The organism is Pedobacter albus, from assembly GCF_036324255.1.
Lineage (GTDB): Bacteria > Bacteroidota > Bacteroidia > Sphingobacteriales > Sphingobacteriaceae > Pedobacter > Pedobacter albus.
In genome coordinates, this window is sequence record NZ_JAZDQT010000003.1 from 636,777 (window position 1) to 653,016 (window position 16,240).

Sequence of the window (16,240 nt, forward strand, 5' to 3'; positions counted from 1 at the left end):
TTCTTTTAATGGATGTTATTGTGCCTTTAATGCTTTAACTACGTTTAACCTCGACATGCGCCAGGCCGGATATACGCCAGAAATAAGCCCGAAAAACAAGCAGGCCAGCAGGCTATAACCCAAAACCTTGAGGTTAAAAGTGAGGTTGAGGTTTGGAATCAGTTGCGAATCGTTCACCACATAAATAATCAGTACCGACAAAACAATGCCGATGAGGCCTCCCAATAGGGTCAAGATGAGGTTCTCTACAATAAACTGGTAGACCAATGTTTTGGAAGAGGCACCAAAGGCCTTGCGCACGCCAATTTCTGAAGAACGCTCCATGATCCGGGTAATGTTGATGTTGACCAGATTGAGCGTAGGCAACAATACAAACAGAAAGACCAGCGATCCCAAAATGGTTAAGGCCATGCCTTTTCCCGAATTGGAACCATCGCCTAAAATCCTTCTGGTCATGCTTTCAAAAAAAGGATCGGCGTTGCTGTAAAGCTTGTCGAATTCCTTATCTGGAATAGGCACTTTGGTCATCATTTGATCGAATTCGGCTTGTATTTTAGGCATATCTGCTTTGTTTTTGGCCAGCAAGATGCCATTGTAGCCACCCATCAGCTCTACCTTTTTGTAATCGGCTTTCGATACCGTGTAAGGCAGGTAAACGTCGCCATATATGTTGTACATGGTTCGGTTTACGTTGTCTACCACACCAATTACCCGATAATTGACATTGTCTACCAGAATGTATTTGCCCAGTGCGCTAGGCACATCGCCAAAATAGGCTTTCTTGGTGTCTGCAGAGATTACGGCTACCTGGCTCGCGGCTGCAATTTCCTGGACACTATAAGGTTTGCCTTCTAAAAATTTGTATTCCAAGACGTCCCAGTAGGCTGCATTGGTAAATTTAAAATTGATGACTATTTTTTTGTTGTTGATGTAGGCATTGGTCGGTTGCGAGCTCGAAGAAATGGCCAGTTTTTCTGGTGTTTTAAGCGTAGATACGTAATGGTCTAAAAAGTAGAAGGACACATCGCTTCTGTTGAGCCAGCCTTGTTTGGTATTTCTGAGCTCCATGGTGGCAATGTACAGGCTTCTGTCTCTTTTGTTGTCGGGATAACCCGCACTGATTACCTTGTCTAAAAACGCTGTAGCTACCATCAAAATGGTGAGCGTAAAACTAATGCCGAACAAGCTGATGAAAGTGAAGAATTTTCTTCGCTTGAGTACCGCTATGGCTATTTTGAAATAATTTTTAAGCATGATACAGGATTATTGAACTTGAGAACCATCAAATAAGCGTACCAAACGGTGGGTTTTGTGCGCCATGTTTTCATCGTGGGTAACCATAACGATAGTGGTGCCATCGTTGCGGTTCAGGTTAATGAGGATATCCATGATTTCGTTGCCCATGGCACTGTCGAGGTTACCAGTAGGCTCATCGGCCAATATGATTTGTGGCCTGCCCACAATGGCCCGTGCAATGGCCACCCTTTGGCGTTGTCCGCCCGAGAGTTGCGAGGGAAAGTGTTTGAGGCGGTTGCTCAAGCCAACTTTTTCCAGGGCTTCGGTGGCTAGCATCCGGCGCTCTTTGGCCGATGCCGTTCTGTAAAGCAAGGGTAGTTCCACATTATCCAGTACCTGCAAATCGTTGATCAAGTGATAGCTCTGGAAAATAAAGCCCAGTTTTTGGTTCCTGAACTTGGCCAATTGCTGGTCTGAAAAGCTCGAAATCTGCTGGTTGTCTATTTGCACAACCCCTTTTGAAGGTTCGTCTAACAAGCCCATAATGTTGAGCAGGGTACTTTTGCCACAGCCAGAAGGCCCCATAATGGATAAGAATTCGCCTTTGGCTACGTCGAGGCTGATGCCATTAATAGCTAGGGTTTCTACCGTAGCCGTGCGGTAAACTTTTTCAATGTTCTGTAAGCGTATCATGTCGTATAGTTAATGATTTTATATTAAAAATTGGTTAAAGGATTAAGGTTTATGGTTAGTTTTCGGGTATACATTCATTCGATCATTCTGTCATTCACTCATGCTATCATTCATTCACTCATGCTGTCATTCATTCATTCAATATTCTCTCCTTCACTCATTGATTACTCATAAGTTATTTTCTGATTTTTTTCAAAGTCGTAAAGCGAGAGGTAGCGCAACTGGTAATAGGCGCCCCAGAAATCCTTTAGAGAACTTACATAATCCCGTTTGGCGCGATCGTTTTCCTGAAAGGCAATGCTGAGGTCGGTAATGCTCAAATTGCCCAATACATAGCGCTCGCTGGCGATTTTATATTTTTCGGCGGCGATTTTTTCGGCTTCCGACGTCAGTTGCAGTTGCTCTTTCATCATGTTAAAGAGCGTAACCTGGGTAACAATCTGTTGCTTAAAAGTCTGCTTGTCTTGCTCAACGGCATAGGTGGTGAATTTTTCGTTGGCTTCGGCGGTTTTGCTGCGCGATTTGGAACGGCCCCAATCGAGGATAGGAACAGACAGCTGCAACTGTACCGATTGCTGACTTTTAGGCGAGCGGTATACATCGAAAGCATTGTTGGCCGCGTTCGAAAAACCCAAATTGGCCCTTAGCGTTGCCGTTAATCCGTTTTCGCCCTTGGCCTTGGCCACATCCCGCTTGGCTTCGGCAATGCGCCTTACAAAGGCAATGGCATCAGAGCGGTTGGCAAAAGCCTCTTCCAACACTTTTTCGGTGGCCACGGTCATTTGTTTAACCGCGGTGGGCATGTCCAACACAATGCGGTCTTCACCCTCGATGCCAATATAGCTGCGCAGGTTCAGGGTGGCAATTTCCATGTCGCGTTTGGCTGTACCTACGGCCTTTTGGGCATTGAGCTGTTCGAGCTGTAGCTGCAGGATTTCGTTTTTGGCAATTTTGCCCAGCTCGAATTTGGTATTGGCAATGGTTAGTATTCGTTGTGTGTTTTCGAGGTTGGTTTCGGCAATGCTCAGGTTTACCTGCGCCAGCAAGAGGTCGAAAAAGTATTCGGTTACGGTAATCGAGATCTTTTCCTGCGCTTCGATGTAGGCCTGTTTGCTTTCGTTGAATTTGAGGGGCTCTATCTTTTTGTCCCATTTTAAGCTGTTGAATTGGAGCAAGGGCTGGGTATAGCCCAAGCCATAGGGAATACCATTGTACAGCACATTATGGCGGTCGAAATCGGCAAAGCGCTGCAACTGCGTAGTGCCATAAATGGTCCCACCTGTGGCCGCTATGCTCTGTTTAAAGTTCATGGTCAGCGAAGAATTGTCGTTGTGTACCGGTTGGAACAAAATGGTGCCGTTGGGCTGCAATACTTGGGTGTAGCTTTTGTTGTAGCCCGGTAAAATGCCTTCTAAGGCCAATTGAGGCTGGTAGTTGGACTTGAACGTGCGCCATTCCCAATATTTGGTTTCTTTGACGGTGATGGCCTGCTTGGCGGCAATAGAGTTGTTTTTGGCCATTTCTACCACTTGTGGCAGCGATAGGCGCAAAGTGTCTGGTCCAGTAAAGGCGGCGGCCGAAAAGCCAGCTGCTAAAAATAAAGCCAAGAGTAAAGTCTTCATCATCTTAGGGCTTGTTAATGGTCAATACTTTAGCATTTTTATAGCTGCTCATATCAGAGGTGATGATGACGTCGCCAGGCTTCAGGCCACTTTCAATTTCGATGTAATCGAAGTTGCTGAGCCCGGTTTTAACCGTTCTGCGTTCGGCCTTGCCTTCGCTGGTCAATACAAAAATGTCTTGCAGGTTAGAACCGTTAAAAGCAGCGCCATTGGCTACACGGATTACCTTGTGGTGTACCGCAGTAACCAAAAACACATCGGCTTTCATGTTGGGACGCAACAGTTTGTTGTTCTTTTCGTCGAAACGGATATCAAACGAAACAATACTGTTTTTAATGGCTGGCGAAATGTTGGTTACGGTACCCCGCAATTGTTCGTCGTTGATGCGGATGATGGCCGGCATGTTGTTGTGCAGCTGTTCCAGCTGGTTGTCTGACATGCTCCCGGCTACTTTAAAGCTGCTCAAATCGGCGATTCTGGCAATGGCCTCGCCTTGCTGTACGCTGGTGCCGATATTCTTGTTTACCCAGGTTACTACGCCATCCCTGCTGGCTACCACATTGGCCAGGTCGAGTTTGCGCTTTAAGGCGGCCAGGTCGTTTCGTTGGATGGCTAAGGCAATTTCAGCTTCCCTGATCTCGATTTTCATGGTTTGCTGCTTGCTCTTGATTTCGTTTTCGAGCTGCTGCTTTTCGAGTTCGGCTACTTTAAGATTGAGCTGGGTCTGTTCAATTTCCTCCTTGGTGCCACCACCTGCTTTAAACAAGCGCTGTGCGCCGGCTACCATGTCTTTGAGGTTGCTGATGCGCAACTGTTTGATGTTGTTGTTCGATTTGATATCGTAAAAGCTTTTTTCGAGGTCGAGTTTGAGTTTGGCGATTTCGTTCTGTTTCGATTCGATCTGAAACTGCAGTTTTTCATAATCGGTTTGGGCCTGCGATTTGTCGAGCGTTAAAATAGATTGCCCGGCTTTTACTTTGTTGCCGGCATCCATAATTACGTTTTTGATAGAGGCATTGATGGGACTGGCCAATACTTCTTCAAATTCTGGCAATACTTCGCCGGTCGCATTAATGGTATTTTCGATGTCGCCGGTTTCTACTTTGGCGGTGGTAAACTGATTGGTGTTGAGCGAGGGATTGAGAAAGGACCTGACCAGCCAAACGCAGCAAGCCAATAAGGCCACTACGATGAAGGCCACGAGGTAACGCTTCTTTTTTCTTTTGGTAATAACTTCTTCTTCGATGAGCTTGTCCATTTATTAGGTTTTTTGAACAAGGTTTTACAAGCAGAATGCCAATGTTAAATTGTTTAAAATCAATTAATTATGATTTTTTTCAAATCAAAAAATGCCCGATTTCGAACATTTTGCCCTTTATCGAACAAAAAGATGGTGAGCTGTCAAGTGTGAAAGGCTAAATATAAGGTGGGTTCTTTCCAGTTTTCCGCTTTTAATTATCTTCGTCCAACTTAACGCTACCCAAATGAATATGTCTTTACGCACAAGCATCGCTTTTTTCATCTTATCGATGCTATTCTTCAATCATCAAATACAGGCTCAGGTCATTGCGTTTGATGTAAGCAAAGCGGATCTGATCAAGGATGGAACAACCTATGTCATAGCCAACGATAGTAAAACTCCGAAAGCCCAGCAATATTTGGAGGCCATGGGAAAAGATTGGAAGCTGACCAAAGGCCTTCAATTTTTAACGCCAGAGAGCCAGCCTAATGCATTCAGTGCAAACGATACTTTTTTAATGTTTTGTAGAGAAGTGTCAAGCTTTCAGACTAATCGCACAACGGTAACCAATATTTATTATTCGTTTTCATTGGCAACCTTGAGCGAAAAGTTTTTGAAGGGGAAATCGAAAGAGAAGCTCGAGTTTGAGCATATGGCATATATCCCCTTACGGGTAGGCGTAAAGGCATTTAAAGTTAAAGACCATCTCGATACGATTAGTTTTGATGGAGGTGGTTTATTGGTTAATTGGAGCCCTGGTATGGCTAAAAACTATTTGCAGCAAATGACAGGTCTTATGGCCAAGAAACAGCAAGTAAGCTGGCGCAAAGAGAATACTAATATGCAGGAATTGGCCAAACTGGCCAATGATACGCTGTACATAGCTGATTTTAACCTCATGCATATTAATATTTTTAGTGGTAAGGAATATTTAGAAACGGATGACCACATTTTGAAAGCTTACGGATACAACTATAAGAAAGTAACCAAAGACGAGCTAGACCGATTGATCCTGAATGCTGACAAGCCTTTGTACTATTTCTTGTTTATTAAAGATAGCACCAGAAAAATCATCTCCGTAATTAATGCACAAACCGGTGAAAATATTTATTGCAGAATTACCATGCTTGGCTACAACCTCAAATCAAGCGATTTAAAGGAGTTGTACAAGAAAGTAAAAAAAGGCCAGCGTTAGGATGGAGATAATGATTTTAACCCTTTCAACTTTCTGTTTAAAATGCTCTAAATTTTTACAAAACCAACTGCAAAAGGACCTGGTCAAATCCTTATCTTCGCCTAGCATCTAGCACGCTATTTTATGACGACTCTCTTTGGCCACTCTCGGTTAAAACTAGGCACGTTAGTTAGGTTTAATCGCGTTTATGGCATGAACTGCCTGATTTGGCCAAGCCCACTCTCGGGCTATGCCCTTTCTAAGATTATGACAACCTTTTGGCTTTGCCGATTGTTTATGCCTATAACTGGCAACGCCTATCTCTGTTTGATAGCGCAGCCGGCGATAAAAGCGAAACGCCAAAATTTTATGGAATAGGCATAGTTGTTGTGGCTATTATGGCCTATTGGAAATAGATGGGCAAAAGTCCTAATTGGTCAACATCACGAAGAAAAATTATCATAGAACCCTAATCATAATACCTATCTCTTAAAAATCATGGAAGAACTTAAACTGAATTTAGATGCACGTAACCAAGGCGCTTTTGTAGTCACAGAAAATGGCGAACAGCTAGGCGAAATGGCCCTGGCCATCACTGGCGACGAGATGATCGTATACCATACCGAGGTGGTACCACAAGCCGAAGGTAGGGGACTGGCCAAGCAATTGCTCAATGCCATGGTAAGCTATGCAAAGGCAAACCACTTGAAGGTAATTCCGCTTTGCCCTTATGTGCATGCCCAATTTAAAAGGCATCCACAAGATTTTGAAGATATCTGGAAAAAGAACGAAGACGAGTAGATTTCGGCACTTCGGTTAATGGCAAACAGCCCAAATTCAGTTGAGTTTGGGCTGTTTTTGCTAATGATATATTTTTAATGGATTGATTTTTAGGGTGTTATTTGTGTTTTGATTTTTTTTCGATAAGCGCGTAGGGGTGTGCCGGCCTTTTGTTGTCTCATTTTAAAATCACACGAAAATGATCAACAAAAATTATCCCTTTAGTGGGCCTCGCATTTTAAGAAGCCTGTTTTTTCTAAGCCTTTTATGCACCGGGTTTTCGGGTTTTGCCCAAAGCCACAAAATACATTTCGGATTAATTTACCCGGTAAGCAGCAATGGTGTACATGCGCCGTTAGACACCAATAATGTTTCCATCCATCTCATCGCCGGAGTTTCGTCGGTAGAGAAAGGCGTTGCTTTCGCTGGCCTGGCCAATATTGTGCTTAATCAGGCCTATGGGCCACAGTTTGCAGGCTTTTCTAACCATATCGGCAAAAAAGCTACCGGACCGTTATTTGCCGGCTTTGCCAATGTGTATGGCGAAGGTGGCAGCGCCGCTTTGGCGGGCTTTGCCAACGTAGCACGTGGCGAGGTAAAAGGTACGCAACTGGCCGGTTTCGCTAATATCGCCAAAAATTTAAAAGGAGGCCAATTTGCAGGTTTTGCCAATATTGCTGCTAATGGAAATGCCTCGCAGTTTGCCGGTTTTATCAACGTAGCGAAAGACATTAAGGGTACTCAAATTGCTGGCTTTATCAATGTGGCCAGAAAAGTGAAAGGCGCACAAATTGCCGGTTTCATCAACGTAGCCGATAGCAGCGACTGCCCAATCGGTATTCTCAACTTTGTAAAAAACGGAGAAAAAAGCCTAGGCTTGAGCATCGACGAGAGCCAAACCACTATGCTTACTTTTCGCTCAGGCGGCAAGGTACTGTATGGCATATTGGGTATCGGCTATAACCTTAAAAACAAGAAAGAGGTGTATGCGGCTGAGGCAGGTTTTGGCGCACACTTCTTCCCTTCAAACGTATTCAGGCTCAATGTAGAATTAACGGCCAGCCATTTGGAAGACTTCAAGGCGGGCGACTACTTCAAATCGTCGTTTAAAGTGCTGCCTGCCTTTAAACTGGGCAAACACCTCGAAGTATTTGGCGGTCCATCGTTCAACTATACTTCTACCAATACTACCGAAGGCAAATTGCTCCATACCCAGCACCTGCATTCGTGGCAAAACAAATGGTCTGACCGTTTGCAGAGCCTCTACATCGGCTATGGTGGTGGCGTCCATGTTATTTTTTAATTCACTCCTTGTAATTCAATCCATTATGAAATCGATTTTAACATTTATTAACACGAAAACACCCCTGTGGCTTGCAACCTTATCGCTTTTTTTAGGCTCTTGTAAAAAGGATAACCTTACGGCTAACGGGAACATGACAACAGTAACGAGAGATCTGGCGGCTTTTGCCTCCTTGCACAACAGCGGTTCAACACCTGTGCATATTGTTTATGGCAATGCGTACAAAGTTGAATTGAAAGGTTCGAGCAACCTGATCCCTTATTTCAAAACTACCGTAAGCAATGGCAAGCTTGAAGTTGGCTACGAAAGGGCAAGCGTGAGGCACGATGATGTGGAGGTAACGGTAACCATGCCTACAGTAACGCGCATTTCGCTGAGTGGCAGCAGCAGGGTAGACCTTAGCGGTGCTTTTCCGCTTATCGATTTCCTGAGCGTAGACATCAGTGGCTCGGCAGTAGTGCTGATGAAAGAAGTAGCCACGGCCAATAATGTAGATATCGATATTTCGGGCTCGGGAAACGTTGATTTTGAAAAACTAAGCTGCAAAAATGCCAAAGCCAGCCTATCGGGTAGTGGCGATGCGCGCGTAACGGTTCAAGAAAAACTGAAGGCCAGCATTAGTGGCAGCGGCAAGGTTTATTATTCGGGTAATCCTGTTGTAGAAGCCAGTATTAGCGGGTCGGGGAAAGTAATCAAATTCTAAACACACAACACACACCAATATGTCAACTACCCAAACCTTTTGGCAATCGCTTTCCGAACTTTTCGGTGCGGCGCCTATCGCCTTAACAGATGTTTATCAGCTGCAGCACAGTACGCCCAATTTGGTGGCCTACACCTTGCCCTTTGTTTTCGTCTTTACTTTGCTAGAATTTGTGCTTGCCCGTTTTAGCGAGCACCATACTTACGAGCAACAGGAAACCAAAGGCTCATTGCTCATTGGTTTGGGAAATTTGGCCGTTAACCTGTTGCTCAAAACCGTGCTGGTTTCGGGGGCCATTTGGGTGTACAACCTGTTGCCATGGCGCATGCAGTTTAACTGGTATACCTTAATCCCCTGCTTTGTTATTTACGATTTTTGCAGCTATTGGTCGCACCGTATTTCGCACTATTGCCGTTTCTTTTGGGCAACCCATGTGGTACACCATTCGGCCGAGCATTACAACCTTACCGTAGCTTTTAGGCAAAGTTGGGTACAACACTTTAAAACCGTGTTTTTTATTCCGGTAGCGCTTATGGGTTTTCATCCCATTATTGTGCTGGTAGCTAGCCAGCTCAGTACGCTTTACCAGTTTTGGGTACATACCGAAGCCATTGGCAAACTACATCCGTTTATAGAAAAACACTTTGGTACGCCATCTAACCATCGGGTACACCATGGCAGCCAGGAGAAATACCTCGACAAGAATTTCGGGGCCACTTTTATGATCTGGGACCATCTTTTTGGTTCATTCCAATATGAAGAAGAACAGCCGGTGTATGGCATCACTACGCCGGTTGAGAGCAAGACCAATCCGTTTATTCTTAATTTTCACGAATACCGCGATATGCTTAGGGATATCAGGCATAGCGATGGAATAGGCGAAATGCTGTTCTTCATTTTCGCCAGTCCGGCTAAAATATACAGGCATAAACTGGCGCGGGTGCCAAAGCTTGTTTCGAGCGCTCAAAAAACAAGCAATTGGCTGTTCAAAATCGCCTTGATTATGGCGCTTTTGGCACTTGGTCAGGTGCTTTTTGCACAGGAAAAGAAACCGGCAGATCTGCCAACGCCCAAAAGCAAAGACCTGCTTTTCTTTTTGCAGCGTACGCCCGATGCCAACACGGTTATTTATGAACTCAACTACAAAAACGATGGCACGGTTAACCAGGAAAATCCGGTAAAAGGCTCGTGGATCAGGTACGAAGAACAAGGCAGATACCAAAACCTGAGTGGCATTGAAGAGAAGTTTGCCTACGGTGTCAAGTGCAGGGCTTTGGGCAACAATCAATTCGAAATCAGGTTGGCGGCCTACAAAAAAATGCCTTTGTACCTCATCAAATCGGAAAGCGACCAGCAGTACCGCATGTACATTAAAGACGAGGGAAAAAACCTTTTGCTCAAACGCGTATTCGTTAAAGTAAATGGAGGCTCTTTCTGGTTCCCCAAAGTACAGTATATCGACTTGTTTACGGTAAACAGCGAGAGCGGTGCCGAAGTGCTCAAAAGGATCAATTTGGGCTAAACGATTTTGGCACAAAGCAGAACGGTTCAGGAATTAACTTAATATATTTACGCAACAAATTGAATCTAGCGGCAATTACTTCAGTGAACAACTATACAGACCAGGCCTTTGAGCAATTGTTCAAAACCCATTACAAGGCCCTGCATGCTTATGCCAATCTTATCCTAAAAGACATAGACATGGCCGAAGAAGTAGTGCAGCAACTGTTTCTTAAATTTTGGGAAAAGCGCGACTTGCTGCAGGTGGGAACTTCCATGAAAGCCTACCTCTACAAATGTGTGTACAACGACAGCCTCAATTTTTTGAAGCACGAAAAAGTAAAGCTCAAATACCAGGATTATACCCTGCATACGGCCGACCACCTGAGCGATTCGGCTTCGGCAAAAATCGAGCTCAGCGAATTGGAAATCAAGCTACGGGAAGCACTCAACGAATTGCCCGAGCAATGCCGTACCATTTTCCAGCTGAGCCGTTTCGAAGAACTCAAGTACCGGGAAATTGCCGAAAAGCTCAATATTTCTATCAAAACGGTAGAAAACCAAATGGGCAAGGCGCTGAGGCTGCTGCGCATAAAACTGTCTGATTTTCTGTTGCTGGCCCTATTGGGGATGATGTATTACCAAGACTATCTAAATTAAGGAGAAGAGTGATGAACGATGAAATACTGATTAAGTTCCTGCTCAAGGAAACAAACGAAGAAGAAAATAGGCAGGTAAACGAATGGCTCGTGGCCGATGCCGAAAATGCCAAATACTTTGCCCAACTCGAAAAGATATGGCAGGCCAGTGGCAACATCGCGCCCAAAGAAGAACCTGATGTGGAGGTAGCCTGGCTAAAATTCAAGGCCAAAGCCGACGTATTGCCTACACAGCCAGCGCCTGTTGTTAAGCCGTTAAAAACAAGCAACAAGAGCTGGTTAAGAATTGCCGCGGTTTTGGTGCTGGCTATTGGCGCATGGACGGCTTATACTTTGCTCAGACCAGCCTATATTGAGCTTTCGCCAAGCAATATGGTGTCTAACCAGGTGCTGCCTGATGGTTCTGAACTTACCATCAATAAAAATACCGCCATAAGCTATGCCCGTAACTTCGAGAGCAATAGAAGCGTAAAATTATTGCATGGAGAGGCCTTTTTTAAGGTGGCTCACGATAAAAACAGACCTTTTGTAATCGATGTGGGCCAGGTTTCGGTGCAGGTGGTTGGTACCTCGTTTAATATCAAACACCTCGACCAGAACCAAACAGAAGTAGTGGTAGAAAGCGGCATTGTAAAGGTGAAACTTGGCCAAGAAGAAGTGAGGCTGGTTAAAGGCGAACGCATTTTCATAGGTCCGGCTACCCAACAGCTGGCTAAGCAACAGAGCAAAGACCAATTGTACAGCTATTACCGCACCGGTATTTTTGTGTCTAACAATACGCCGTTGCACGAGTTGGTCGATATCCTGAACGAGGCTTATGGCAGCCACGTGGTGGTAAACGACGATGTGAAAGACCTTCCTTTTACCGCACCTTTAAAATATGGCTCGCTCACCAAAAACCTTGATATCATTTGCGATGCGCTTGATTTGGAAGTTGTCCCTCACCAACAACAGCTTGTGCTGTCTAAAAAACAGAAATGAAAATAAAAATCTCCCTTGTTTTACTCTGCTTGGCAACATTGGTGAAGGCGCAAACCTCGGTTTACCAAAACAACCTATCAAAAAGGGTCACTTTTAGTGCCAGGCAAGAGCGTGTTGGCGATGTGTTGCAAAAGATCAGCAACGCGGGCAATTTCTACTTCGCCTACAACGGTTCGCTCATTAACCAGGATAGCTTGGTTAACCTCAATGCCAAAAGCCAGCCGGTAAGAGAAGTGCTTGATGCCATGTTTGATGGCAAGGTAGATTACAAGGAAAACGATTCGTACATCATTTTGCGCTATGCCGTAAACCATTTTACCATAGAGCCCGAAAACATTACCACTGCCGAAAACCTGTACATGATCAGTGGCTATGTAGTCGACACCAAAACTGGAAAAAAAGTAAAGCAGGCCAGCGTATACGAAAAGAAATTGCTGCAATCGGCCATTACCGACAACGATGGCTTTTTTACGCTCAAATTCAAGGGTGAGCACCAGTCGATCGTTTTAACGGCCAGCAAGGAAACCTATCGCGATACCGCTTTGGTTTTTCTGTCGAGCATCAATGTAAAGCCCGAAGGCTACAACGATCCCGATAAGGAAAAGGGCACTTTTTTTGGCAATGCCTTGGAAGAATTGGGTATCGGACGTTTTTTCTTGTCTTCGAAACAGCGTCTTCAAAACCTCAATATCCCAAGTTTTTTTGCCAATACGCCGTTTCAGGCTTCGCTAACGCCGGGATTGAGTTCGCATGGCATGATGAGCTCGCAGGTAGTTAACAAGTTCTCGCTCAATGTGCTGGGTGGTTATACGGCCGGTGTTGATGGCGTAGAAATTGGCGGCATCTTCAACCTCAACAAAGGCGATATGAGAATGGTGCAAGTTGCAGGCGTATTCAACGTGGTGGGCCGTAATGTAGAGGGGGTGCAGGTAGCGGGTTTGCACAACAGCGTGCAGGGCAACATTAAGGCCGTGCAGGTTTCAGGACTGCTCAATCAGGTAAAGAAAAATGTAGAAGGGGTGCAGATTGCGGGCTTGGTTAACATTGTAAGCCAGAATTTACGCGGCGTACAGGTGGCAGGCTTGGGCAATATAGCCAGCAGGGAAGTAAATGGGGTGCAGGTTGCGGGGCTTAGTAATATTGGCTCTCGTACCGTGCATGGCGTGCAGATTTCGAGCTTGTTCAACTATGCCAAGAACAACAAGGGTTTTCAGTTGGCCTTGATTAACGCGTCCGATACTTCATCGGGCACCAGTTTAGGCCTTATCAATTTGGTAAAAACAGGCTACCATAAGCTGAGCTTTTCTACCAACGAAACCATCAATGCCAATGTGGCCTATAAATCGGGCAATGCCAATTTGTATACCATGCTGATTGGCGGTTATAATTTTTCGGACACCGCCAAGGTAATCAGTTTCGGTTTGGGTATGGGGCACGATTTTATTTTGGGAAAAACCTTTTCTTTTGCCACCGAACTCAGTGCGCAACACCTGTACCTGGGCAACTGGGACTACGCCAACACGCTGTACAAAGGCCAGCTTAACCTGCAGTTCAAACTGTTTAAAGGATTGAGCATTTTTGGCGGACCGAGCTACAATTATTATGTGAGCAACGCGCCAATGGGTTCGAGTGGCAAAAACTATAGGCAGCAGATCGTGCCTAGTCGGCATCAGGATGTGGGCCGTTACAAGGGCTGGGTAGGCTGGAGTGCGGGGATAACGATAATGTAGTTCGCCTACAAGCGAAAGAGTATTTTTAGATTGCTGCAGATAAATTAAAATCTAGTTTTATCTTTAGCCTACCAAACTAAACTTATGGAAGAAAATACGCCCTCAACCGTTCAGGATACTGAACTTAATGAAAGCCTGTGCGTTAATTGCCAGGTTAATCCCTTTGAGGCTGGCCACCCAATCAATCTCTGCACCTCTTGCCGCACAACCCTCATCAACTATCCGATACCTAAATGGATCAAGGTTTTTGCTGTTTGTTTAGGTGCTGTAATTGTGATCAGTATTATCCGTACCCAATTTTATATCTCGGCCGCTATCGATTTGGGTAAAAGCGAAAAGGCCATCGAAAACAAAGAGTACCTCACCGCCAAAAGAGAATTGGAAAAAGTGTTGAAGAAATTTCCAAACGATATCAGGGCTAATGCCGAAATGATCATTGCCTCTGCCTATTCGTTTGATAGAGTTGCTGCGGGAGCTGCCTTTGATAAGATCGTTGATAAACAGATTAACGACGATGACCTCTACAATGAAGTAGAGACGGCTATCAAATTCCTGTCCAACCTCTCTGTGAAGGATACGGTGATGATGAAAAAGGTTGATGAGGTGAGCAAAAGCAAAGAAGGACTGCTAAAAGTTTACCAAGAGCTAAAAACCACGGGCAATGCAGATAACCAGTTAAAGTTTGGGGTAGCCAATTATCTGTACGACCTGAACGAATACGCCGAGTCGGAAAAAGTAGCTAAGGATGTTTTGGCTAATGAACCGACCAATTATCCAGCATTGGGATTACTGTCGGCCATCAAGCGCGAAACAGGTCAGTATGATCAGGCCATCAAATATTGCGATGAAATGCTGGCCATCAACAAGCAGGATATATTTGCCATTACGCAAAAGGCTAGGGTAGAGCTTAAGAGAAAACACGATAGCCAGGCAGCTATCCATGCCACTGCCGCCATGCAGCTTGATCCGCAGAGCGATTCTGCGTTAGAAGCCATGGCCATGGTCGATTATTTTGCCGGCAGAAAAAAAGAAAGTTTGGCCAGGCTGGCAATCATCGGTGCACATAGTGCCCAAACTGGAGACAGCACCATCTTCAATCGCTTAACTCCAATAATTAACGGTTCAACTATTTACAGGTAACATTATTTTTTATGTTTTTTATTCCAGGTATTGTCATTAGCATCGTTACTTTTCCAGGCGTAATTGTCCATGAACTGGCACATCAGCTTTTTTGCAGATGGTTTAAGGTTCCGGTGTTCGAGGTTTGTTATTTCCGTACCGAAAATCCGGTGGGTTATGTAATCCATGAGCCGGCAAAAGAAGTTTACCAATCGGTTTTTATTTCGGTAGGGCCTTTCATTATCAATACGCTCTTGTGCTTTATCATTGGACTTTCGGCTTCTTTGCAATTCAAATTTGAGTCGGCAAATATTTTAGACTATTTGTTGATGTATTTGGCTATCTCCATTGGTGTACATGCTTTTCCAAGTACCGGCGATGCCGCTTCGTTATGGAAATCTGTCGTAAAGTCTGGGCAAACTTCATGGCTTTCCAAAGTGTTGGTCACGCCAATTGTGGGCTTTATTTACTTGGGTGCTTTGGGCTCCTTTTTTTGGCTCGACCTGATTTATGGCGGGGCCGTTGCACTGGGCTTGCCTTATATCATCATCAAGTTTTTGGCCTGATAAAGTAGGGCCATTATTCTTGGCACAATGTCATAATTTGGATTTTACCAAAATTTAATCAAAATCCCACATAAGTAAATGAATATTCATTTATATTTGTGCCCCATGAGAGTTAGGGATGAAGAAAAGGTAAAATTGGTAAAGCAAACGGCCATCAAGCTAATTGTTGAAGATGGCTTTGAAGGCTTTAGCATGAACAAGCTGGCCAAGGCCTGTGGCATTTCGGTGGCAACGCTCTACATCTACTACGAAGACCGCGACGACCTCATCATCAGCATTGCCAAAGAAGAAGGCGACCGCATGGGCGATGCCATGATTAAGGATTTCGACCCCGAAGCCTCTTTTGAGGAGGGAATGCGGGTGCAATGGCGAAACCGCTATGCTTTTATCAGCGAAAATCCGGTATCGGGCTTGTTTTTGGAACAGTTGCGTACCTCTACTTACCAAGAGCGCTTTTTAGACGATTTTATGAAAAAGTTCAAGCATGTCATCGCGCGCTTCATGCACCAGGTGGTTGAACGGGGCGAAGTCAATGCCATGCCCTTCGAAGTATTTTGGTCGATAGCCTATTCGCCACTTTATTCGCTCATCCGGTTCGACCGCGAAGGGCAGAGTTTGGGTGGCAAGCCTTTTAAACTGAGCGATGAAGTGTTATGGCAGACTTTCGATTTAGTAATTAAGGCGCTCAAGAATTAGATTTTGATTCCATGGAAAATTTTGACCACATCCTCCTTTTTAAAACCGATATCAAGAGCGAAGCCTGCAAAGCCAAATTACAGGCTATTTTAGATGGCCACGAAGGCATTGCCAAATGGAACATCGCTTTAGATGATCAAGACTATGTGCTTAGGGTGGTTTCGTATACCCTAACACATCAGCAAATTATAGAACTGATTAACCAGCAGGGACACTTCTGCTGCGAATTAACTTAACC

16 protein-coding genes are annotated in these 16,240 nt (G+C 44.7%); 12 read left to right on the plus strand and 4 right to left on the minus strand.

The annotated features are described in order from the left end of the window. Nucleotides 1–15: 15 nt before the first annotated feature. From VRU48_RS17935 to VRU48_RS17950, 4 genes are all read right to left on the minus strand, one after another. Nucleotides 16–1,254, minus strand: coding sequence for an ABC transporter permease (locus VRU48_RS17935; RefSeq protein ID WP_330109297.1), 1,239 nt, complete (start codon nucleotides 1,252–1,254; stop codon nucleotides 16–18). 9 nt (nucleotides 1,255–1,263) lie between these two features. Next, nucleotides 1,264–1,929 (minus strand): ABC transporter ATP-binding protein, encoded by a 666-nt coding sequence (locus VRU48_RS17940; RefSeq protein WP_330109298.1) that lies wholly within the window; start codon nucleotides 1,927–1,929, stop codon nucleotides 1,264–1,266. 164 nt (nucleotides 1,930–2,093) lie between these two features. After that, complete coding sequence (locus VRU48_RS17945) at nucleotides 2,094–3,554, minus strand: TolC family protein (protein WP_330109299.1); 1,461 nt, start codon at nucleotides 3,552–3,554, stop codon at nucleotides 2,094–2,096. A 1-nt stretch (nucleotide 3,555) separates the two neighbouring features. Beyond that, nucleotides 3,556–4,809, minus strand: coding sequence for an efflux RND transporter periplasmic adaptor subunit (locus VRU48_RS17950; RefSeq protein WP_330109300.1), 1,254 nt, complete (start codon nucleotides 4,807–4,809; stop codon nucleotides 3,556–3,558). A gap of 232 nt (nucleotides 4,810–5,041) precedes the next feature. Here VRU48_RS17950 and VRU48_RS17955 point away from each other — a divergent pair, with 232 nt between their 5' ends. From VRU48_RS17955 to VRU48_RS18010, 12 genes are all read left to right on the plus strand, one after another. Beyond that, complete coding sequence (locus VRU48_RS17955; protein ID WP_330109301.1) at nucleotides 5,042–5,986, plus strand: hypothetical protein; 945 nt, start codon at nucleotides 5,042–5,044, stop codon at nucleotides 5,984–5,986. A 477-nt stretch (nucleotides 5,987–6,463) separates the two neighbouring features. Further along, on the plus strand, nucleotides 6,464–6,766 hold the full coding sequence (locus tag VRU48_RS17960) for a GNAT family N-acetyltransferase (RefSeq protein WP_330109302.1): 303 nt from the start codon (nucleotides 6,464–6,466) through the stop codon (nucleotides 6,764–6,766). 178 nt (nucleotides 6,767–6,944) lie between these two features. After that, the gene (locus VRU48_RS17965) at nucleotides 6,945–8,048 is read left to right on the plus strand and encodes a hypothetical protein (RefSeq protein ID WP_330109303.1); all 1,104 of its coding nucleotides are present in this window, start codon (nucleotides 6,945–6,947) and stop codon (nucleotides 8,046–8,048) included. A gap of 133 nt (nucleotides 8,049–8,181) precedes the next feature. Beyond that, nucleotides 8,182–8,751 carry a head GIN domain-containing protein gene (locus tag VRU48_RS17970; RefSeq protein ID WP_330109304.1) on the plus strand — a complete coding sequence of 190 codons (570 nt, stop codon included), beginning with the start codon at nucleotides 8,182–8,184 and terminating at the stop codon, nucleotides 8,749–8,751. Nucleotides 8,752–8,770: 19 nt separating this feature from the next. Continuing rightward, nucleotides 8,771–10,273, plus strand: a complete 1,503-nt coding sequence (locus VRU48_RS17975; RefSeq protein ID WP_330109305.1) for a DUF4833 domain-containing protein — start codon at nucleotides 8,771–8,773, stop codon at nucleotides 10,271–10,273. Between the two features lie 83 nt (nucleotides 10,274–10,356). Beyond that, nucleotides 10,357–10,911 carry an RNA polymerase sigma-70 factor gene (locus VRU48_RS17980; protein WP_330109306.1) on the plus strand — a complete coding sequence of 185 codons (555 nt, stop codon included), beginning with the start codon at nucleotides 10,357–10,359 and terminating at the stop codon, nucleotides 10,909–10,911. A gap of 11 nt (nucleotides 10,912–10,922) precedes the next feature. After that, the gene (locus VRU48_RS17985) at nucleotides 10,923–11,891 is read left to right on the plus strand and encodes a FecR family protein (RefSeq protein ID WP_330109307.1); all 969 of its coding nucleotides are present in this window, start codon (nucleotides 10,923–10,925) and stop codon (nucleotides 11,889–11,891) included. Next, nucleotides 11,888–13,621, plus strand: a complete 1,734-nt coding sequence (locus VRU48_RS17990; protein ID WP_330109308.1) for an STN and carboxypeptidase regulatory-like domain-containing protein — start codon at nucleotides 11,888–11,890, stop codon at nucleotides 13,619–13,621. The genes VRU48_RS17985 and VRU48_RS17990 overlap by 4 nt, the downstream gene beginning before the upstream one ends. Nucleotides 13,622–13,705: 84 nt before the next feature. After that, on the plus strand, nucleotides 13,706–14,761 hold the full coding sequence (locus tag VRU48_RS17995) for a tetratricopeptide repeat protein (RefSeq protein ID WP_330109309.1): 1,056 nt from the start codon (nucleotides 13,706–13,708) through the stop codon (nucleotides 14,759–14,761). 11 nt (nucleotides 14,762–14,772) lie between these two features. Further along, the gene (locus VRU48_RS18000) at nucleotides 14,773–15,306 is read left to right on the plus strand and encodes a metalloprotease family protein (RefSeq protein WP_330109310.1); all 534 of its coding nucleotides are present in this window, start codon (nucleotides 14,773–14,775) and stop codon (nucleotides 15,304–15,306) included. A gap of 105 nt (nucleotides 15,307–15,411) precedes the next feature. Continuing rightward, nucleotides 15,412–16,002, plus strand: a complete 591-nt coding sequence (locus VRU48_RS18005; protein ID WP_330109311.1) for a TetR/AcrR family transcriptional regulator — start codon at nucleotides 15,412–15,414, stop codon at nucleotides 16,000–16,002. An 11-nt stretch (nucleotides 16,003–16,013) separates the two neighbouring features. Further along, entirely contained in the window at nucleotides 16,014–16,238 is a 225-nt protein-coding gene (locus VRU48_RS18010; protein ID WP_199140690.1) for a hypothetical protein, read from the plus strand. Nucleotides 16,239–16,240: the final 2 nt, after the last annotated feature.